The organism is Rubripirellula amarantea (assembly GCF_007859865.1).
Lineage (GTDB): Bacteria > Planctomycetota > Planctomycetia > Pirellulales > Pirellulaceae > Rubripirellula > Rubripirellula amarantea.
This window is the reverse complement of the sequence record NZ_SJPI01000004.1, coordinates 147419-167726: the sequence shown is the minus strand read 5'-3', so window position 1 is coordinate 167726 and position 20308 is coordinate 147419. Positions and strand designations below refer to the sequence as shown.

At 53.7% G+C, this 20308-nt stretch carries 17 protein-coding genes; 15 read left to right on the top strand and 2 right to left on the bottom strand.

Going from position 1 to position 20308, the window contains the following annotated elements:
* Window positions 1–43: 43 nt before the first annotated feature.
* Window positions 44–1999: a flagellin N-terminal helical domain-containing protein gene (locus tag Pla22_RS24545; protein WP_146517539.1), complete on the bottom strand. Its 1956-nt coding sequence runs from the start codon at window positions 1997–1999 to the stop codon at window positions 44–46.
* Window positions 2000–2393: 394 nt separating this feature from the next.
* Here Pla22_RS24545 and Pla22_RS24540 point away from each other — a divergent pair, with 394 nt between their 5' ends.
* The 11 genes from Pla22_RS24540 (at window position 2394) to Pla22_RS24490 (ending at window position 12375) form a co-directional block, all read left to right on the top strand.
* The gene (locus Pla22_RS24540; protein WP_146517538.1) at window positions 2394–2885 is read left to right on the top strand and encodes a Na+/H+ antiporter subunit E; all 492 of its coding nucleotides are present in this window, start codon (window positions 2394–2396) and stop codon (window positions 2883–2885) included.
* On the top strand, window positions 2882–3211 hold the full coding sequence (locus tag Pla22_RS24535; protein ID WP_242632319.1) for a monovalent cation/H+ antiporter complex subunit F: 330 nt from the start codon (window positions 2882–2884) through the stop codon (window positions 3209–3211). Before Pla22_RS24540 ends, Pla22_RS24535 begins: the two co-directional genes overlap by 4 nt.
* On the top strand, window positions 3208–3573 hold the full coding sequence (gene mnhG / locus Pla22_RS24530) for a monovalent cation/H(+) antiporter subunit G (RefSeq protein ID WP_242632318.1): 366 nt from the start codon (window positions 3208–3210) through the stop codon (window positions 3571–3573). Before Pla22_RS24535 ends, mnhG begins: the two co-directional genes overlap by 4 nt.
* Window positions 3570–4145 carry a DUF4040 domain-containing protein gene (locus Pla22_RS24525; RefSeq protein ID WP_242632317.1) on the top strand — a complete coding sequence of 192 codons (576 nt, stop codon included), beginning with the start codon at window positions 3570–3572 and terminating at the stop codon, window positions 4143–4145. The genes mnhG and Pla22_RS24525 overlap by 4 nt, the downstream gene beginning before the upstream one ends.
* Complete coding sequence (locus Pla22_RS24520; protein WP_146517536.1) at window positions 4142–4579, top strand: Na(+)/H(+) antiporter subunit B; 438 nt, start codon at window positions 4142–4144, stop codon at window positions 4577–4579. Before Pla22_RS24525 ends, Pla22_RS24520 begins: the two co-directional genes overlap by 4 nt.
* On the top strand, window positions 4576–5148 hold the full coding sequence (locus tag Pla22_RS24515; RefSeq protein ID WP_146517535.1) for a sodium:proton antiporter: 573 nt from the start codon (window positions 4576–4578) through the stop codon (window positions 5146–5148). Before Pla22_RS24520 ends, Pla22_RS24515 begins: the two co-directional genes overlap by 4 nt.
* A complete protein-coding gene (locus tag Pla22_RS24510; protein WP_146517534.1) occupies window positions 5145–6626 on the top strand; it encodes a monovalent cation/H+ antiporter subunit D family protein in 1482 nt (493 codons plus the stop codon). Before Pla22_RS24515 ends, Pla22_RS24510 begins: the two co-directional genes overlap by 4 nt.
* A complete protein-coding gene (locus tag Pla22_RS24505) occupies window positions 6623–8182 on the top strand; it encodes a proton-conducting transporter transmembrane domain-containing protein (RefSeq protein ID WP_146517533.1) in 1560 nt (519 codons plus the stop codon). Before Pla22_RS24510 ends, Pla22_RS24505 begins: the two co-directional genes overlap by 4 nt.
* Window positions 8183–8210: 28 nt before the next feature.
* Window positions 8211–8522, top strand: coding sequence for a hypothetical protein (locus tag Pla22_RS24500; protein ID WP_146517532.1), 312 nt, complete (start codon window positions 8211–8213; stop codon window positions 8520–8522).
* On the top strand, window positions 8512–10293 hold the full coding sequence (locus Pla22_RS24495) for a Na(+)/H(+) antiporter subunit D (RefSeq protein ID WP_146517531.1): 1782 nt from the start codon (window positions 8512–8514) through the stop codon (window positions 10291–10293). The genes Pla22_RS24500 and Pla22_RS24495 overlap by 11 nt, the downstream gene beginning before the upstream one ends.
* 150 nt (window positions 10294–10443) lie before the next feature.
* Window positions 10444–12375 (top strand): sulfatase family protein, encoded by a 1932-nt coding sequence (locus tag Pla22_RS24490; RefSeq protein ID WP_146517530.1) that lies wholly within the window; start codon window positions 10444–10446, stop codon window positions 12373–12375.
* Window positions 12376–12504: 129 nt separating this feature from the next.
* Here Pla22_RS24490 and Pla22_RS24485 read toward each other — a convergent pair whose 3' ends face one another.
* On the bottom strand, window positions 12505–13359 hold the full coding sequence (locus tag Pla22_RS24485; RefSeq protein ID WP_146517529.1) for a sugar phosphate isomerase/epimerase family protein: 855 nt from the start codon (window positions 13357–13359) through the stop codon (window positions 12505–12507).
* A gap of 316 nt (window positions 13360–13675) precedes the next feature.
* Here Pla22_RS24485 and Pla22_RS24480 point away from each other — a divergent pair, with 316 nt between their 5' ends.
* The 4 genes from Pla22_RS24480 (at window position 13676) to Pla22_RS24465 (ending at window position 20243) form a co-directional block, all read left to right on the top strand.
* On the top strand, window positions 13676–14638 hold the full coding sequence (locus Pla22_RS24480) for a 4-hydroxybenzoate octaprenyltransferase (RefSeq protein ID WP_146517600.1): 963 nt from the start codon (window positions 13676–13678) through the stop codon (window positions 14636–14638).
* 124 nt (window positions 14639–14762) lie between these two features.
* Window positions 14763–15917 (top strand): aminofutalosine synthase MqnE, encoded by a 1155-nt coding sequence (mqnE, locus tag Pla22_RS24475; RefSeq protein ID WP_146517528.1) that lies wholly within the window; start codon window positions 14763–14765, stop codon window positions 15915–15917.
* A 19-nt stretch (window positions 15918–15936) separates the two neighbouring features.
* Window positions 15937–17139, top strand: coding sequence for a phosphotransferase (locus Pla22_RS24470; RefSeq protein ID WP_146517527.1), 1203 nt, complete (start codon window positions 15937–15939; stop codon window positions 17137–17139).
* 335 nt (window positions 17140–17474) lie between these two features.
* The gene (locus tag Pla22_RS24465) at window positions 17475–20243 is read left to right on the top strand and encodes a protein-disulfide reductase DsbD family protein (RefSeq protein ID WP_146517526.1); all 2769 of its coding nucleotides are present in this window, start codon (window positions 17475–17477) and stop codon (window positions 20241–20243) included.
* Window positions 20244–20308 lie beyond the last annotated feature (65 nt).

The following is a 20308-nucleotide window of genomic DNA, read 5'->3' as shown; positions in this document are numbered from 1 at the left end:
ATAGTTGGTATCGGGTACTGCCTCGCTTAAATCGACAAAATCGTTACAGATAGTTCAAGACGGTAATCTGGGATGTTTGGCCGATCATTCGCATCGATGCATCAAGCGTGGCTTGCCGCTGTGAAAGCTCGCTGATCACGGTGGCCAAATCGGCGTCCAGTTCCTCGGAAAGCTGTGCCTGAAGCTTGATCTTGTTATCTTCGGCTGCGATTTGAAGGTCGTCTACATTGCGGCTCCAGACTCCTACACGGCCTCTTGTTCGCGAAGCGGTGTCGAGGTCGATATCGAGTTTCGCTTGTAAGCGTTCGATTTCCGGCAGGTCGCCGTTCACGACCGCCTTTTGCATTCGCAGGAGCGTATCGAGTGCTCCGCCCGCGTCGCGTGGTGCGTAATCGACGCCGATGATGGTATCGACCGGGCCGACAATTGATCCGGTATTCACCGAAGAACCGGGAGGAATCAGTCCGAGCTGTTCCCCCGCATCGCTGACCCCGTTCTGCTGGATCGTCAAACTGCCTGCCCCAGGAGGCGCTTTCAACTGAATTCCATTGCCATAGTCATTCAAGCTGACCAAGACTTGTCGTGAATCCTGGTTGTTGGGGTGACTTTCAATGATGTTGATGACGTCTTCAATCGACTCGGCACCTTCAAGTTCGATATCAAGCACGACTCCATCGGGTCGCGTGATCGTCAATTCGGGGCCAGAGAAGTTTGTCGTGATACCCTGGCCGCGATTGAGCTGCGAAAGCCGAGTGAGTTCCGTTGCGCTGCGAATGCCAAGTTCTTGCGCATCGTTTCCACCGTTTTCACCGAACGAGTAGTCGACGCCGCTTCGCAAAGATCGCAATACAATCTTGCCATCGGCTTCATTAAGTTCAGCATGGACATCCGCGCCGCTGCGGTTGATCGCGATCAAGACGTCGCTAAGTGTTTCGGCTCCATCGAACGAAACCGTGAATTTCCGTTCGCCTTGTAAAATCTCGATACCGCTATCTAGCGTCAGCCCCGCACCATTGTTGAGATCGACGATTTTGGTCGCTTCGGTTACGCGAGGCGAAAGTCGGTCGCCGATGATCGGCGGTGGGTTAAGGCCGGATGGATTGGAAATCGAAAGCTCTTCGGCAGTGGTAGAGCCAACGGAGTCAGCGATGGCGAGCGTTCCAGCCAGGCCATCGGAATACTCGATCCGAATTCCATCGTTGGTGAGCGAGGCAACAATAGGGCGGCCTTCTAACTCGACTCCCGAGATAAGATCCACGACATCGCCGATGGTTGCGGCATCCCGCAAATCCACATCGACAAAATTTGATCCGCCGGAAATCTTGATGATCCCACGCGACACGCCCTCGCCATACCGAAGGTCAACCAAACGAGTCTCGGCATCGAGAGCAGCGTTCAGAGAATCGCCTTCGAGCACAATTGCGTTGGCACCGAGCGCATCGTTGGCATTCACATTAACTGGCTGAGGAACGCCAGAGCCTAGTTTGGTTTGCGCAACCGCAGTGTTGCCGGTGAAGACGATGTCTCCGTTGTCATATTCAAATGCGTTGCCTTCGGCCAAAAATCCACCGAGCATTTGGTGGTCGCGGAATAGCGTGTTGCCCGCCGCCATGACCGAATTGATCGTTTCCTGCAGCGTTTCACCCAGTGCGTATCGCTCTTGTTCCGAGATGACGTTGGACGCAGCGGAAACGGCAACGCCCCGAGCCTCGATTAAAGCATTATCCACGCGGCCGAGCGTAGAGTCCGTCGCTTGATAGAAGTTCGACGTGCTTTGCGCATTGCGAATGATTTGAGTGCTATTGTCGATGCTGCGTTGCAGACCAATCGCGCGAGTGGCCGCCGCAGGGTCATCCGACAGGCTCAACACACGACGCCCGGTACTCAACTGATCGTACTGACGTTGAAGCGCAAGCTGATCGTTGTTGAGTTGATACAAGAGTCGCTGAGTGCTCAGCGGCGTGCTTGTTCGGTTCGTTGAAATGGGAAGCAGGGACATGTTTCACGCAATTGCGCTGCCAGTGTTCCGCGCATACGCAGAACGGATAATAGACGTCATCACTCTTTGTCGTCCTAACCGTCATAAACCGTTGAGGAAAGTAATGCGGTTTGTGAGTGTTAAGTTCAAAGGTCTTCCAAGTTGCCGCCGCGTGAGCGGGCTGTTCGCGCCACCTGCTAGCGATCGTGTCCATTGCTAAAGTGAACTTGTTTGCTCGCAATGGTCTTTGACCTTTTTTGTTTCACGGCTATAGTCGGCGACCAAACGGTAAAGAGGGCAGCGCGAGGGACGTCTGGATGTAAAACCAGGGGCTTTGCGTAAGACTGGTGGGGTGTGATGGGTCACAGTTCTCACCATGGACTTCAGCAATCCGTGAGATGGCAGGAAGCGTCACTTGAAATACACATTTACTCTTACGTTGCTGTTGATCGTTAATTGGCTTTTTTGGTCAGGGCACTTCGACAACATCTTTTTGCTCAGCTTGGGCTTTCTGTCGTGCGTGTTTAGCGTTTGGTTGAGTCGGCGGATGAACATTGTCGACGAAGAGGGCGCGCCGGCTCAGTTGGGCATCCGGCCGTTCGTTTACTATGCACCTTGGTTGGCTCGCGAGATTGTGGTTTCCAACATCGAGGTTGCCAAAATCGTTCTCAGCCCTGTGCTGAAGTTACGCCGCAATCTCATCACGATTCGATCGAGCCAGCAAAGCGAACTCGGCCGAGTGATGCTCGCTAATTCGATCACACTGACGCCCGGCACCGTGTCGGTTGACATGAAAGGTCGCGATATTCACGTTCACGCATTGAATCTTGAGGGCGCCGAGGATGACTTGTCCGGCGAAATGGATATCCGGATCTGCAAACTCGAAAAAACACGGAAATGCTCATGAACTCGGTATTTGCGGTCTTATCGATCACGTCCATTTGCATATTGATCACCATGTCGCTGGCTCTCATCCGAGCGATGAAAGGGCCGACGGTGTTTGATCGCGTGCTGGCGCTAAACATGTTTGGCACCAAAACCGTATTGCTGATTTGCGTCGCCAGCTTCATGCAAGGCCGAACGGATTTCTTAGACCTGGCTTTGCTTTACAGCTTGATGAACTTCATCGGCATGGTCGCGCTGTTGCGATTCACAACGAAGGGCGATTTCGGTCCAGAGGCGTTGGGAACTGAGGCGCTGGGCGAAGAAGCGTTGGGAGATTCCGCATCATGATGGGGCTTGAATTTTTTCAATGGGCTTGCTGGATCCTGGGTGGTGGATTGCTAATTGCCGGTAGCGTGTTTTCGATCATCGGAGGAATTGGCATCTGTCGCCTGCCTGACTTTTACTCCCGCATGCACGGTGCTGGTATCACCGACACGATGGGTGCCGGTTTGATTTTGATCGGACTCGTTTTTAAAGCGGGTTTGATTTCACTGGTCGCTTTCAAGTTGTTGGTAATTTTGTTTTTCTTGCTGGTGACCAGTCCGTCGGCGTGTCATGCGTTGGCGCACTCTGCGATCGCCAGCGGGTTGCGACCGCAACTAGATGTGCGCCGCGATGAAGAATCCAACGAAGTGGAGACGGCCAAATGATGATCCCGATCGAAGTCGTCTTGTTGCTGTTGCTAGTGATCACGGCAATCACGATCGCGCGGATTCGAGACCTGTGGGCCGCCGTCATGTTTACGGGGATCTACAGTTTTTTGTCGGCGAGTTGGATGTTGATCCTCGATGCTCCCGACGTTTCGTTTACCGAAGCGGCAGTGGGGGCCGGTATATCGACTGTCTTGATGCTCAGCACGCTCGCTCTTACTGGGACAAAGACACGAGCTGCCGGCGACTCGTTCAGACCAGTGCCGTTCTTGGCGGTTGTTGTCACCGGCGGAATGTTGGTTTACGGAACGCTGGACATGCCTCACTTCGGTTCGCCCGAGGACCCCATTCACCTTTATCCAAGCCCCGGTTTTGTCGAACGCAGTGAACACGATATGCACGGGTTGCCCAACGTGGTCACCGCCGTGCTGGCCAGCTATCGGGGATACGACACGCTGGGGGAAACCACGGTGGTGTTAACCGCGGGGATCGCAGTGTTGTTGATTCTTCGCAAAGGCAAAGATGAAAAAGCGTATGCATCGAAGAGCAATGCAACCGGAGGATCGCAATGACTGATTTTCCGATCATTCGAGTCGTTAGCAAGATTCTAATTCCCTACATCTTGCTGTTCGCCTTTTACGTTCAATTGCATGGTGATTACGGTCCCGGCGGTGGATTTCAAGCGGGTGTGATCTTTGCGTCCGCGTTGATTTTGTATGGCCTTGTCTTTGGGCTCGACGCAGTGTCACGAGTCGCACCTCCCGTTGTGATCGAACGATTGATGGCGCTAGGTGTCTTGATTTATGCGGGTACCGGCATCACCACCATGATGCTCGGAGGCAAGTTCCTGGATTACAACCTGCTGGAACATCACTTCATGCCACACGTTTTGCCTTCCGGGCAACACCTCGGAATTTTTGTTGTCGAGCTGGGAGTGGGAATCACCGTGACGGCCGTGATGACAATGATCTTTTACGCGTTCGCGGGAAGGAAGCGTGTCTCGTGAATTGGGAATCTGTAATCGGGCTTTACAACTATTGGGTCGTCGTTGTCTTGATGATGACGGGCTTTTACATGGTGATCGCTCGAAAGAATTTGATCAAATCAATCTTGGGTTTGAATATCTTTCAAACGTCCGTGTTCTTGCTTTACATCACGATGGGAAAGATCAACGGAGCGACCGCACCGATCGTTCCCGCAGAAATTGCCGCGGCGGCAAGTCACGGTGGGCATGGCGAAGACCATGCGGCTGGACATGCAGTCGACGAAGTTGCCGGGCACGCATCCGAACATGGCGTTGCGGGGGCCGGCGAACACGCCGATGAGCACGCCGGTTCGGTAATCTCGGAGATCACGGACCACGTTCTCGGTGGCTCGACCTCCTATACCGACATGACCGGGATCGATGCCGAGCACATCGTTTATTCGAACCCGCTTCCAAGCGTTTTAATGCTGACTGCAATTGTGGTTGGGATCGCGACCACGGCCTTGGCTTTGGCGTTGATCGTACGGGTTCGCGAAGACTACGGTACCATCGAAGAAGACGAAATCATGGAGCTGGATCGAGCATCATGATCGAAGCTAATCTTCCTATTCTGTTAATCGTCATTCCGATGGTCACGGCGCCTTTGTGCGTTTTGGCTGGTCGCGGACGCACGGCTTACCTGCTTGCCTTGTTGGCGTCGATTGCCGTGTTCATCACCGCGGTGGCGATGGTCGCCAAGGTCAACGCGACAGGTGTCATTCACTACGAAATCGGTGGTTGGGCTCCTCCGTACGGCATCGAATACGTTGTCGACCGGCTCAGTAGTTTCGTGATGTTGTTCGTCTCGGCTCTTGGTGCGATTGTCCTGCTATACGCACCGGCGAGTGTGAATCAAGAGATTCTGCCATCAAAACACTATCTGTTCTACGCGACGTACTTGCTTTGCTTGACCGGTTTGTTGGGCATGTGTGTGACGGGTGACCTTTTCAATGTGTTTGTGTTTCTAGAGATATCGTCGTTGTCGTCGTACGCATTGATCTCGCTCGGCCGCACACGACGAGCTCCTTTGGCGGCACTTCAATACTTGATTGTCGGTAGCATCGGGGCGACGTTCATTCTGATCGGCATTGGTTTGCTGTATCAAATGACTGGAACGCTCAACATGGCGGACATCGCCGCTCGAGTGAACACCGATCATGGGCCTCGGACGGTCTCCGTTGCATTCGCGTTTTTGACCGTGGGATTGTGCGTCAAGATGGCGGTGTTCCCTCTGCACACATGGTTGCCGGGCGCCTACACCTACGCACCGTCGGTGGTGACGGCATTCATAGCCGCGACTGCAACAAAGGTTTCGGTGTACGCGTTCGTCCGATTGGTGTTCGGAATCATCACCCCCGAATTCGCGTTCGGGGTCTTGCCGCTTGATACCGCTTTGATGGTGTTTTCGTTGATCGGAATCTTTGTCGCATCAACAGCCGCAATCTTCCAGGACGATGTGAAACGTCTGCTTGCCTACAGCAGCGTGGCGCAAATTGGTTACATGTTGTTGGGGATCAGTATGGCGAACGCGGATGGGCTTTCCGCTGGTATCGTTCATATGTTCAATCATGCCTTGATCAAGGGCGGACTCTTCATGGTGGTTGGCTGCTTTGTGTTGCGGCTGGGGTCATCGCGACTGTCGGATTGGGCGGGAGCCGCCAAGACGATGCCGTGGACATCTCTGGCGTGGGCGATCGGTGGACTCGGTTTAATTGGCGTTCCCCTGACCGCTGGGTTCATCAGCAAATGGTTGCTGCTGACTTCTGCGATGCAAAACAACTACTGGCCGGTGGCTGTGTTGATGCTGATGAGTTCCTTGTTGGCAGTGGTTTATGTCTGGCGAGTGGTTGAAACGCTGTACTTTGGCGAACCGTCGACCAACGTTGCTCAGGCTGCGGAGTCACCTCGATCGATGTTGATACCAACCTATGTGGTGATCACCGCAGTGGTCGTGTTTGGAGTATGGACGCAGTACTCTGCCGGACTCGCCTCTTCGGCGGCTCTGGACTTGTTGGGAGGGACACCATGACTCCGACGTATCTAATCGCACTGTCGCTCGCTTTGCCGTTGCTTGCCTACATCATGAATGTGTTGTTGGGCAGTAAGCCAAACGCACGCGAGGGCAGCACGGTCACGATCGCCAGTATCTTATTTGTGGTTACGTGCATCTTGGCCTCGCACGTCTTCGCCGGTGAGCGACCGCAGTGGAATGTTGGCGAATTGCTGCCTGGATTTTCCATCGCGTTCACGGTTGAACCGCTCGGAATGTTGTTCGCGCTGGTAGCGTCGGGACTTTGGATCCTGACCACGATCTACGGTGCGGGATACATGCGGGCGCATCATGAACACAATCAAACTCGTTTCTTTGGTTGTTTCGCGCTTGCCATCTTTGCCGCCGTCGCAGCCGCGTATTCAGCCAATCTGTTTTGCCTGTTTGTGGCGTACGAAGTGATGACGGTTTCGACCTACCCACTGGTGACTCACCATGGTGACCAAGAGGCGCGCAATGGCGGGCGAGTTTACTTGGGGATCCTGCTTTCAACGTCCATCGCCCTGTTCATGATGGGGATTGCATGGACGTGGTCGTTGTGCGGAACGCTCGATTTCAAGCTTGGCGGCATTTTGCAGGTTCCTTACCAAGAGGGGCAAATTTCGACGCTCGGTCTCGGAGTCTTGCTCGGCTTGTTCGCCTACGGCATCGGCAAAGCGGCTTTAATGCCGGTCCATCGTTGGTTGCCTGCCGCGATGGTGGCGCCAACACCCGTGAGTGCGTTGCTACACGCGGTGGCGGTGGTAAAGGTCGGCGTTTTCTCGGTCTTGAAGGTTTCGGTCTACATCTTTGGCATCGACCTGCTTTACACGAGCGGCGTGAACGTTTGGTTGGCTTACGTGGCTGGGTTCACCATCGTGGTGGCCTCCTTAGTCGCGATGACGAAGGACAACCTGAAAGCTCGTTTGGCTTATTCGACGATTGGGCAACTCGCTTACATCACTTTAGGCGCCGCACTGGCTACACCGTCGAGCGTGATTGGCGGTGGAATGCATATCGTGATGCATGCGGTCGGTAAAATCACGTTGTTCTTCTGCGCCGGGGCAGTGTATGTCGCATCGCACAAGAAGAACATTAGCGAAATGGGCGGCCTGGGCCGCCAAATGCCTTGGACGTTTGGGGCTTTCCTCGTTGCCTCCATTAGCATTATTGGGCTTCCGCCAGGCGGCGGAGCATGGAGTAAATGGTTCTTGGCGGTGGGGACCGCCGAGTCGCATCACTACATTCTGACCGCCGCGCTGATGGTCAGTTCCCTTTTGAACATTGCGTACCTGATTCCCATCCCGATTCGAGCGTTCTTGCCGCCCCCTCAATCCGATGACCATGCCGGTCACGAAGCTGGCGATCACGGTGATGAACATCATGACGGTGATCGCCATGACGGTAATCACCATGACGGTAATCACCATGATCACGGCGAAGCACCGCTTGCATGTGTGATTCCGCTTTGCATCACGGCCGTGCTTTCGATCTTGCTGTTCTTTGCGGCCAACCCCATTTACGAAGCGCTAAAGCCAATCACGTTGGCTCCCTAACCCTATTTATTTCCGATGAAGTCTGTTCATGACTGAGCACTCGAGTAACCACGAAGCGAGCTTTTTCGAAAAGCCCAAGAACATCAACCTGATGATTGGTGTGTTGGTGGTGATGTGCCTTGCCACCGTGCTTGCCGACCTGTTTTACACCAATCCGCATCAACACTTCGATATCGAGACCACGTTTGGTTTCCAAGCGTGGTTTGGGTTTGTGGCGTTCGTTGTGATTGTGTTTCTCGGTCGGGCGATGCGGTTAATTGTTAAGCGTCCCGAAGACTACTACGACGCTGATGACGCGGACATCGTAGCTCCTTCCTCAGGAGGCCATGATGCTCACTAGTTCATTGCTTGCCGAGTTTAACTTTGGTCAGTTTCCTCCTGGCATCATCATGATGCTCGGCGCGTTGGTGCTGGCCGTGATGAACAAGCGAGTCGCTCCGATCGCGGCGGTGGTGCTGTCCGCCCTAAGTCTTGTTCACTTCTGCATGATTCCAATGGGAACTCATGGCGAAGTTGAATTGTTCGGCAGCACGCTCGCTATCACGTATCTCGACAAGATCAGTTTCCTATTCGGCGTGGTGTTCCATCTCGCCGCCATCATGGCTTCGATCTACGCCTTGCATGTTCAGGACACGAAGCAGCACGTGAGTGCGATTTTGTACGCGGGTGCAGCGATTGGTGCAGCCTGCGCTGGTGATTTGATCACGCTGTTCGTGTACTGGGAACTTACCGCCGTTTCGAGCGTGTTCTTGGTTTGGGCCTCTGGAACGCAGCGTGCTTATCACGCTGGTATGAGATACTTGATCATCCAGGTCACCTCTGGTGTGCTGTTGTTATCGGGGGCGATCCTGCGCTACGTCGAAACCGGTTCGCTTCAGTTCACCAACATGGTCGATCAAGGTGGTGGGTATTCCAACGGCATCTTTTCAAGCGATGGATTGCTAGCGGGACTTAGTCCCGGATCAAGTTTGATCCTGTTGGCTTTCGGAATCAAATGCGCGTTTCCGTTGCTGCATAACTGGTTGCAAGACTCCTATCCCAAAGCAACGCCGACCGGCACCGTCTTTCTTTCGGCGTTCACCACGAAGCTTGCCGTTTACTCGTTGATCCGAGGTTTCGCCGGGTTTGAACCGTTGATCGTGATTGGTTGCGTGATGACTTTGTTTCCGATCGTCTTTGCAGTGATCGAGAATGACCTTCGCCGCGTGCTCGCTTACAGTCTGAACAACCAACTTGGATTCATGGTGGTGGGTATCGGCATCGGATCCGAGCTCGCCATCAACGGCACCGTTGCTCATGCTTTTTGCCACATCATTTACAAATCACTGCTATTCATGTCGATGGGCGCGGTCTTGTTGCGCGTTGGAACGACCAAGGCGACCGAGTTGGGAGGACTGCACAAGTCGATGCCGCTGACGACGGTATTTTGCATCATCGGTGCTGCGGCGATTTCGGGGTTCCCGCTATTAAGTGGATTCATCAGCAAGTCGATGATCATTTCCGCCGCTGGCGAAGAACACATGCTTTGGGTTTGGATTGTATTACTGATCGCGTCGGCTGGGGTGATGGAACACTCTGGGATCAAGATCCCTTTCTTTGCGTTCTTTGCGCACGATTCTGGGAAGCGAGTCAAAGAAGCGCCGATCAACATGCTGGTTGCCATGGCGATCGCTTCGTTCTTTTGCATTGGATTAGGAATCGCCTATCCGTTGCTCTATCGCTTCCTGCCCTTTGACATCGACTATCACCCTTACACTGTCACTCACGTGGTCACTCAGTTGCAGTTGTTGCTGTTCGCGGCTCTCGCCTTCGTCGTGCTGATGAAGACGGGGCTGTATCCAGACGAGCAACGAGCCACGATTCTGGATACCGATTGGATCTACCGTCGATTGTTTCCGAAGGTGATTGGTGGCGTGCGAACCGCGTACACCGCCGTTGATGGGCATCTTCGCAATGATTTCGTGATGGTGCTTCGAGGGGGCATCAGTGGGCTTCGCAATGGGTTCAACGAAACCGGTTTGATGGGACGCGCTTGGTCGACCAGTACGATGACGTTCTGGGCAACGCTCATGCTAGCGGTTTATTTGGTGATGTATTATTTGAACCAATAGCACGCCCGAGAAGTGCTTTAGACCCGCTATGGTGATGGCGAACAAGCGAGTCGCAACGCGGCTTAGAAAAAGAGCTGCACTCGAGCGACTTGGACTAGACTAGCGGTTGTGAATTTGACGATTGCGAGCAGTCCCGCGAGCTAGCCCAGAATGAAGACGACCTCGGAAGCCCTTTTTGCGACTTGGTACAGTGCAGTCATCCTACGATGTTTGCTCGTGGGGTTGATTGGCGTCATCGTTCAACCAGTGGCCGCGGAAACGAAGTCCGGTTCACTCATGACGGCACCACGGAACATTGTGTTCATCATGCTCGATGACGCAGACTATTTTGATTTCGGTTTCACCAATCAAACGCTGAAGTCCCCTGATATTGTGACGCCAAACATTGACCGGCTTCGAGCAGGCGGTCGTTTGATGACCCAGTATTACTGTGCATCGTCAATTTGTTCGCCAACTCGCGCGAGTATCTTGACTGGCAATAATCCGATTCAACACGGGGCCACCGAGGCATGGGTAACCAGCGAGAGGGTATCGCAGGCGGAGCCGGGAATGACAGGCTTGCCTCGGCACATTCCGCAACTCGGTTCTGCTATGAAGTTGCAGGGACTTCGAACAGCTCACTTTGGCAAGTGGCATGTTGGTTTTCATCGACCCGAGTTTCGACCTGACGCACTGGGGTGGGACCATTACCTCGTCCACTTCTTTCCGAAGTCGCATTCCAAGGACAACTGGACAGGGCGTTTCCGATTCATCACGGAAGACGAAGTTTATGTTCGCAAAGTCGACAATCTTGATTCGTACTTTGCGGAACAGGTTCGTAAATTCATTGCCGCATCGGTCGCACGGAATGAAAGGTTTTGCGTTAACTTTTGGCCCCTGACGCCGCATAAGCCTTGGGCGGTTCCGAAGGACTTCGATAACTCGACAACAAAGTTTGACCTTCACTCTGATCGTGGCAAGCTGATGGCCATGATGAACGTGTTAGATCGTGACATTGGATTGATCGTTGACCAATTGACCGAACTGGGCATCATCGACGAGACGCTGATCATGGTGACTAGCGATAACGGGGGGCAAAGTTCGGTGCAGCACCCCGAGCATCTACGCGGAGCAAAAGCGTCGTTGTTTGAAGGTGGAATCTCAGTTCCGTTGGTTGCTCATTGGCCTGCTGCTATTGAAGCGGGAAGTGAGAACGACAGCCTGTTTCTTTCATACGACCTCATGCCGACGCTAGTGGATCTTCTCAAGGGTGATCCTTCGGTGATGTACTCGTCGATCGATGGTCGATCCAAAGCAGCCGCCCTCACTTCGAACGTGGTTCTTTCGCATGAGCCCGTGGTTTGGCAATTGGCGGGTGGCCCTCGTCGCATCGAGAATGAGCGTTCGCTTCGATACTTCGCCTACCGAGACGGAGATCACAAGTTAGTTAAGGTTCGACGCTATGACGACCTGACTCAGCCCAACGCATACTTGCTTTTTGACGTCGCCAATGACCGTGTTGAATCGAAAAAACTAAACCGCACTGAACCTGAGCTTCTGGATGTGATGAAGCGTGAGATGTTGTCGATGCGAAAGTCTCGCAGTCGGTTTGATGACGTGCCGGAGGTCATTGAGACCCGATCACACACGATGCAGTTTGATCCGAGGTTGGACGTCAATAGCAAGGACATGACGCTGACCATGACAATCTCGGTTCCCGACAAGCTATCGAAAACGCAGAACATCTTTTGGCGACCCGGTGCGCAGCGGCTCGTGTTGACGCCGGATGGGCAACTTCGCTGGCGATTGCTGGGGATGTCCAAACGCAGAAAACGAAATTCGAGTGTCTTGGTTGCGCCGTCCATTAAGCCGGGCGAGCATGAGGTGGTGCTGCGAATCGGCGGGTGGAAAACGGATATGGTGCGAGCCGAGTTGGTCGTTGACGGAAAAGTCGTCGATCAACTCGACCAACCCCAAGCACCCAGTCCCATGTTGACAATTCGTCACAGTGCGCGTGAGACGATACTTGGTGATCAGGCGATCAAGTTGTCGGCAGTTCGCTACTACAACAACTATTTCTATGACGATGAGTTGTCGCCTTAGCAAGCTTAGGAACTGCCTGCGACTCGGACGAACCGAGTCGCGGATCTACAAGCAGCGTACAGCCCGATGGGAACCGATCGGCATGCTGCTTTGCAACTTCAATTGATGCGTGGTGAACGCTATCGTCGATTAGGCGCTCAATGTCTCGCTGCGCAACTTCTTCAGCAGTTCGATGGCTTTGTTGATCTCTGCTTTTTGACGTACTGGGTCCTGCGGGATTTCTCGTTCGATCGTTAGCGGGCCTTCATAGCCAATTTCTTTTAAGGTTTTCAGATAGGCGGCCATGTCAACGTCGCCTTCACCCAAAGCAACTTCTTCGCCAAAGGTTTCGCCTGGATGATCGCTCCAAGTCCCATCTTTGCAATGAACACTTCGGACATGGGGACCAAGTTCGCGTAGGGCTTCGATAGGCTCGCCCGTACCGTACAGAATCATATTGGCTGGGTCGAAGTTGATCTTCAGGTTGGCGCGGGCGACTTTGTCAATGAATGTCAGCAAACCTTCGGCAGTCTCCTGGCCAGTTTCGAGGTGCAAGAATTGCGAATTGTTTTCGCAGTGGTCACATAATTCTTGAGTGACTTCAACGATTGCTTGATAGTTTGCATCGTTCGGATCTTCGGGGATAAAGCCCAGGTGCAGTGCGATCGCGTCGCAGTCGAGTCCCTTGGCAAAGTCCGAGATCTCTTTCATTTCGGCCAGCCGACTGGCGCGTGTGGTTTCGGGGACCAGCCCGATGGTTTTGACAACGGTGGGAATATCAGCGTAGCTTTCGCCGTCAAAGCCACCAAAAACGCACGTGCAGCGGACTCCCATTTCGGCGAGCTGCGTCTTCAGTTTGGCGGCTGCGGCGGCGTCACGACCGCCCGCGTGGGGCGTGTGCAATTGGATGGTCGGGACCTTCAAGTCCGCAATCACATCCCAAGCGACGCCCAGGCCGGCATCGACGGAAGCGAAAACACCAATGGGCCAGGAATCAACGTTCATCAGGGGAAACTCTTTTGCGGGGTTAGATTCGGGAAACTGAGATGTCGGAAAGAGCCGTATGGTAACAAAGTTTGTCGGAAGTCAGATGCCCGGTGATGGTGCGTATTCCTCAAGTAAAATGGGCATGCTAGTTTGTCGCTCTGCTGAGTTGATTGTGATGCGTTTTTGCGGTCTGCTTTGCATGTTCGCCAAATCCCTTGCATCGCCACTTATGTCGACTGACCAAGCTCGTGACGTTTCTCATCCCATAGGATCAGGGTTGCCCGGTTCTAACGCATCGGGTTCTAGCGCATCAAGTTCTGAGTCGTCCGGTTCGATGTCGTCTGGTTCGAAACCCTCGCCCCCTCGTGCGTCTGAACCGAGCCGAAAGTTTGCGAGAATCGGTCATTGGCTCGGGTTGATCCGTTTCAGTCATACTATTTTTGCATTGCCCTTCGCATGCTTGGCATGCGTCATGGCATTTCACACGCCGCTTGAATCAGGCGAAATGCCCTTGCTGCGGTGGCGAGACTTAGTGGGCGTATTGTTGTGCATGGTGTTTGCTCGCAGTGCCGCCATGGCGTTTAATCGTTTAGTTGACCGCGACATCGATGGTCGCAATCCTCGAACCGTTGGACGGCATTTGCCCGCGGGAGTATTGACGGTCCGCCAAGTCCGAGTCTTCACCGTTATTTGTTGCCTAGGATTCGTTGCATCGACTGCGATCTTTTTGCCCAACCCAATTCCGCTGATCGCGAGCCTTCCGGTACTCTTGTTTCTGTTGGGTTACTCATTAGCAAAGCGATTCACTTCGGCCGCGCATTTGTGGTTGGGGGTGGCTTTGAGCCTATCGCCGATCGGCACATGGCTCGCTATTCGTGGTGGTAATGCAATTGCTTTGCCTTCGGATCTTTACCCGCCGATCATGCTTGCCGTTGCGGTTGCCGCCTGGGTAACCGGATTCGATATCATCTATTCCTGCCAGGATGCGAAGTTCGATCGCGATGTGGGCCTCAACAGCGTCCCCGCTCGATTCGGAATAGAGGGAGCACTTAAGATTGCCGCAATCTCGCATGTGGTCATGCTAATAGCCTTAGTGGGCCTGCTGGTTGTCGGACAAGCGTGCGGGCTGGGATGGATCTTTGCCGTTGCACTGGTAGGGGTGGCCGGGTTAGTCATTCGCCAGCATCGTTTGGTAAGCCCGGATGATCTTGACCGAGTTAATCAAGCATTTTTCGATACCAATGCGATCATCAGTGTCACCCTGCTGATTGCAGGTTCGCTGGATTGTTGGTGGTGAGCGACGCAGCACGTTACCTCAACAAGTCAGCTTGCGGTTGTTACCCTTGTGGCTGGTCGTCGTCAGTGGCATCGAATGACTGGATACTGCGACTTTTTCCAACGTTTTACGCTGTTTAGCAACTATGAATATTTCTGACCGCAACGCTCGTTTTCGTGAAATCCGTGATAAGGTCGAATCGGGAACGCGCTTGACCCTCGATGATGGGATTTTTCTTTACGACCCTCAGGTGCCGTTGCAAGAGGTCGGCGAACTGGCGAACTATGTTCGCGAGCAGAAGAATGGCAACGTTGGCTACTTCAATATCAACACTCACTTGAACCCGACCAACGTGTGTGTCTATCGGTGCCGCTTTTGTGCTTTCCGTAGTGATCTGCGTGATCCTAAGGGGTACGCGATGAGCGACGAGCAGATTCTTGATCGCGGTCGTGAAGCGACGGAAAACGGTTGCACCGAGATGCACATCGTCGGCGGCCTTCATCATCAGCGTCCTTACGAGTGGTATCGCCACATCATCGAGTTGTTGCATGACAACTACCCGCAAATTCATTTGAAGGGATGGACGGCTGTTGAAATCAATTGGTTTGAATTTCAAACAAAGAAATCCATCCAATGGGTGCTGGAAGACTTGCGTGATGCAGGATTAGGAAGCATGCCTGGCGGAGGTGCCGAAATTTTCCATCCGGAGGTTCGTGACCAATTGTGCGAGCACAAAGCCAACACCCACGCTTGGTTAGAGATTCACAAGACGGCCCACGAAATCGGTCTGCGTACCAACTGCACTATGCTGTATGGCCACGTGGAAAACGCTTACCATCGCATTGACCACTTGTTGCGCTTACGTGAGCTGCAGGATCAAACTGGCGGGTTCCAGGTTTTCATTCCCCTGGCTTTCCATCCTGAAAACACGAAGCTGTCGAACCTGAAGAAACCGTCCGCGTTGATGGACTTGCGAACGATGGCAGTCAGCCGCTTGATGCTCGATAATGTTCAGCACATTAAGGCGTATTGGATCATGTTGGGCATCGAGACCGCGCAAACGGCACTCGCCTACGGAGCAGATGATATAGACGGCACCGTGCGGCACGAATTGATCTATCACGACGCGGGTGCAACGACTCCTGAATTCCTATCCGTCGATAAAATCAAGGATTTGATTTCTGAAACGGGACGCGAACCCGTCGAACGCGACACCGTCTATCGTCGGGTCCATCGCGACCCGAATGACTTTACGAAGTGGCGCAGCGGTGAACCGGTCGAGACCGCTTTAGTGAGCTAACTCAACGTATTGGTCGGTAGTGAGCGAAATTGTGACTGCGCCTTTGCCATCGGAAATTGTTCAGCGTCTGGGTTGGGATGGCAAAATCGCTCGCGTTGAAACCGTACCCGCTGGGATGAGCGGAAGCGTGGTGAGCAAAGTCGTTTTTCACGACGATGCCTCAATGGCGGTCAAAAGACTTCCCTCAACAGCCACGATTGATCGAGTTCGCCAGTGCCACCGAGTAATGTCGTTGGCTCGCAAGCGAGGTTGTTTGCTGGTTCCCAACGTTCACGCTTTGGTGGTCGAAGGTGGCCATGTTTACGAAGTGACTCAGTGGATGGATGGCAGTCCGCTTGCAGCCGATGCAGAAGTCTCGGCAATCATGCAAGGAGTTCACGCCATCGCTCGTTTTCACACCGCGGTTGGTGATCAGCAAACAATTGTGAAACCCTCGCCGGGGATCATTGAACGAGTTCGGATTCTGGCCGATTCGAAAGGATTTCTTCCTCGGTTATCGCACGCGAACTCGATCGCTGGATCCTTTGCCAACGCCAGCGCCAGCGTTAACGACGCCGCCAACGCCAACGCCAACGCGAATGCTAACTGCAACGCTGACGTCCACAATGCCACCAACTGCATCGTCAACGAGGAACGAGGCTTCCTTTCCGACCAACCTGAGTTTGCGTCTGTTTTCTTATCAGCGGTTTCACTGTTAAGCGAAAACTGGGAAGCCCAGCGGCAACGTTTGTCCCGCCGACTCTTGCCTTGGTCGAACAGGCCGATGAATTTGCAGTGGGTGGTTCGTGACATTCATCGTGACCATTTGCTGTTTGACGATGCATGCGATTCACCTGATCTTCCCGAGGATGGCAGTTCAGGTTCGAAGATTCTTGGGCCGCGAGTGAGTGGGTTGATCGACTTTGACGCAGTTCGAGTTGATTGTGTTTGGCTTGACTATGCGAGGTGGGTCGGCAGTTTCACCGAGACTCGTTCTCGAGCCGACGAACTTTGGGAAGCGCTCGCGGCGGATTGGCGAACTCAATCGCTATCCACCGATAGGCATCTATTGAGCAACGATTGGCTCGACCTGACGCGTACACTTCAGGAAGTAGCGGTGTGGATTAGCCTCAAAAACTGGGTCGTTTGGGTCCAGGAGCAGCGACGGTTTCCCTGTGGGTTGGCGGTCGTGGCTTCTCGAATGCACCGCTTAACCCGTCAAGCGGCTGATTTAATCGCTTGAAGTTCTGGATAGCGACACCTTTGAGGCGTCGAGTAAGCGCACAGTGAAGGCAGATCGCAAAGGTGTGGCTTGAAGGCTCAGCTTAGAGGTTCAGCTTAAAGGCACTGCCCAGTAGAGGCCGGGTTGCACGAGTCAGAAGCATCGAAGTTTGGGGTATCTGAGGCAGAAACTGGGGTGAATGGGTAAACATTGACTCAGTGAAGCCGACAGAAGTAAACTTTACATGCCGAAGACCCGGTTATTTTTACGATAAAAGAGTACCCGTCGAAGCGTGCATCGCACGCGCATTGGTCATCCTGCCTACGCATACAGGCTCTCAATTGAACGCAAGTCGAATGATGATTCATCCTCCCGTCAAGCATGTTCTGGCATCGTGGTCGGCCAACGTATTGATGGGCCTGCTCGTGGTGCTAACGGCATCGTTCGGCGGTCCGCTAGCGGCTCAGGATGGCGATGTAACCGACGTCTTCCCGCAAGTCACGTTCGCCAACTCCGGGGCACCGTCGAACTCCGAACCTTCTCAATGGACAGCGGTCTACCAAATCGATCCCCAAACCGGGAAAGGTCAGATTGAAGTTGCGACCGAGTTGGCGGATAAGTGGCACGTCTACTCGACAACGCAGGCTCCCGGCGGACCTCGTACGACCGTGCTTTCGATCGCCAGTCCAGACACGGTCAAGCTAACGGGCGATTTCGAGCCCGACCAGGAACCCAAGCAAAGCGTTTCGTCGGTCTACAAGGGGCTGACGATCGAAGAGCACGAAGAGAGCGTCACGTGGACGGCTCCGATCACGGCACCGCTGGGATACGAAGGACCAATTGAGGTCACGGTTGCGGCGCTGGTGTGCAAGTCGGACGATGGACGCTGCTTGCCCGTCGATGAAACGGTCGTGGCGACCGCAAGAAATGCCCAAGAATCGAAAGCTGCCTCTGCTCAAGTCGCGGCACTTCAATCCGCTGCGTCTGAAGGCGTTTTCAACGCGACTGCGATGGAAAGTGACACGGATGTTGACGCCAGCGAGCCCGAGATCGAGCGGTCATTCGGGCTTCCGATGGGCAGCAAGTTTGGTTCGCCTTTCGGGTTGCAGCCAAGTATGTCGAGCGATTTCATGTCGCTGGCCAACGACGAGGCGGATGGGCCGACTCCCTTCCGTGATGGTGACTATGTTGTTTCTTGGACCGCCAGTGTTGAACCGGCTCAAGTGAAACCTGGTGGGGCAGCGGTGTTAAAGTTTACCGCCACACCGGATCAATCGTTTCACGTTTATAAGGCGGTCACTGACGATGCTGAATCGTCCACCAACTTCGTTGTCACTGAAAAATCTGCATTGAAGGTTGGCGCGCCTCAGGCAAGCCAGCCGGTCATCTCGAAGGTTTTGATTAAGTCGCTGCCCGCCATCGAGTACCACGAAGGCAAGGTGACATGGTCGCTGCCAATTCAAGTGCCTGCCGATGCCGCCGCAGGTCCCAAGACGATTGCTGGTTTGATCGCGTATCAAGCATGTACCGATTCGAGTTGCCACCGTCCCATGGCCCTTTCGTTTACAACGGCCATTAACGTGGGCACCGGAAACGATGCTACGGGCGAGGTGACCATGGCACCTGCGAAGTACGCCAAAGTCATGGACGCAGCAGCCGAAAGCAAATGGGTGGATACCGATGTCGATGTCGACGTTCAGTCGTCGACTGAACGAGCGGTTGATCAAGACGATATTGCATCAGTAGGTGGTTCAGGAACCATTTCAAGCTCGGGCAGTGGTGATGCTGGTGAGCCAAAGAGCACTTCGGTCACGCCCTTGGTTGCTTCGGAAGGCCAGAGCGGTTTGTTGTTCGTTCTTGCCTCGGCTTTCCTCGGTGGCATTGTGCTGAACTTCATGCCATGCGTGTTGCCAGTGATTGGCTTGAAAGTGATGAGCTTCGTGAGCCAGGCGGGCGAGAATCGCAAGCGAGTCTTGACGCTGAACTTGGCCTACGCGGCTGGCATCTTCAGTGTGTTTGCGTTGCTGGCCGTATTGGCCATCGTTTTTCAGTTCAAATGGGGACAACAGTTTCAATACTTCCCGATTCGATTAGGTGTGACGGTTGCTTTGTTTGCTTTTGCCCTAAGCTACTTCAATGTTTGGGAGATTCCGGTCCCCGGTTTAGCTTCGGGCAAGCGATCACAAGAACTGCAAAGCCAAGAAGGCCACACCGGGGCCTTTAGCAAAGGCATCTTTACAACGTTGCTGGCTACACCCTGCAGCGGTCCGTTATTGGGAGGCGTGTTTGGTGCAACGCTTGGAATGCCGCCCGTCCAGATCTTGCTGGTGTTTGGCATGTTGGCATTGGGGATGTCATCACCGTATTTGCTGCTTGGCTTCAAGCCCGAGCTTGCTCGATTCTTGCCCAAGCCAGGCGATTGGATGGAAACGTTCAAGCAGTTGATGGCGTTTCTGTTCTTGGCCGCCGTTTGTTATTTCTTCTACCAGTTTTCCGACGACAACAAATTGTCGGTTTTCGTCACGCTGATGGGCGTCTGGTTCGGTTGCTGGATCATTGGATTGGTGCCCAACTGGGCTGCGATTCAAAAGCGGCTGTTGGCTTGGGGAAGCGGCATTTCGATCGCGACGGCGATCGGGATCTTCGCATTCACGTCGCTCAAAGCTACACCTGAATTGCCTTGGGTGGATTACGACGAACAGAGCTTTGTGGAGTACCAAGCGGACGGAAAGACGGTTTTGGTCGACTTTTCGGCGAAATGGTGCCCCAATTGCTTGGTGAACTTGGAAGTCGCGATTGATACCAAGCCCGTTCGTGCTGTGATCGACGAGCTGGGCATTGTGCCCATGTACGCGGATTGGACGAACTACGATCCGGAAATCACCGCTAAACTGGAAGAGTTGCAAAGTAACTCGATTCCCGTCCTAGCTATTTATCCAGCCGATCGTCCCAACGAGCCCATTATTTTGCGAGACCTAGTATCTCAGAGCACCGTTTTAGCTGCACTGAAGGAAGCGGGACCGAGTAAACAACGGTCCCGACGCGCAGAGGTGGGGCAGGTAAGCTCATCTGATCAATCATTGGTGAATCGCCGCAAAATCGCTAGTTCTGACTCGTCACACTAGCTGACGGTAAGGAATCACAGTCCGCAAAGCCGATACATTCGTGTGTAGGTTTTGATGGCGAACGT

Bases quoted from the DNA above. Each gene is read 5' to 3' on its own strand.
- Pla22_RS24545 (WP_146517539.1), bottom strand. From the start codon at position 1,999: ATGTCCCTGCTTCCCATTTCAACGAACCGAACAAGCACGCCGCTGAGC.
- Pla22_RS24535 (WP_242632319.1), top strand. From the start codon at position 2,882: ATGAACTCGGTATTTGCGGTCTTATCGATCACGTCCATTTGCATATTG.
- mnhG (WP_242632318.1), top strand. From the start codon at position 3,208: ATGATGGGGCTTGAATTTTTTCAATGGGCTTGCTGGATCCTGGGTGGT.
- Pla22_RS24525 (WP_242632317.1), top strand. From the start codon at position 3,570: ATGATGATCCCGATCGAAGTCGTCTTGTTGCTGTTGCTAGTGATCACG.
- Pla22_RS24520 (WP_146517536.1), top strand. From the start codon at position 4,142: ATGACTGATTTTCCGATCATTCGAGTCGTTAGCAAGATTCTAATTCCC.
- Pla22_RS24510 (WP_146517534.1), top strand. From the start codon at position 5,145: ATGATCGAAGCTAATCTTCCTATTCTGTTAATCGTCATTCCGATGGTC.
- Pla22_RS24505 (WP_146517533.1), top strand. From the start codon at position 6,623: ATGACTCCGACGTATCTAATCGCACTGTCGCTCGCTTTGCCGTTGCTT.
- Pla22_RS24500 (WP_146517532.1), top strand. From the start codon at position 8,211: ATGACTGAGCACTCGAGTAACCACGAAGCGAGCTTTTTCGAAAAGCCC.
- Pla22_RS24495 (WP_146517531.1), top strand. From the start codon at position 8,512: ATGCTCACTAGTTCATTGCTTGCCGAGTTTAACTTTGGTCAGTTTCCT.
- Pla22_RS24490 (WP_146517530.1), top strand. From the start codon at position 10,444: ATGAAGACGACCTCGGAAGCCCTTTTTGCGACTTGGTACAGTGCAGTC.
- Pla22_RS24485 (WP_146517529.1), bottom strand. From the start codon at position 13,359: ATGAACGTTGATTCCTGGCCCATTGGTGTTTTCGCTTCCGTCGATGCC.
- Pla22_RS24480 (WP_146517600.1), top strand. From the start codon at position 13,676: ATGTCGTCTGGTTCGAAACCCTCGCCCCCTCGTGCGTCTGAACCGAGC.
- mqnE (WP_146517528.1), top strand. From the start codon at position 14,763: ATGAATATTTCTGACCGCAACGCTCGTTTTCGTGAAATCCGTGATAAG.
- Pla22_RS24465 (WP_146517526.1), top strand. From the start codon at position 17,475: ATGATGATTCATCCTCCCGTCAAGCATGTTCTGGCATCGTGGTCGGCC.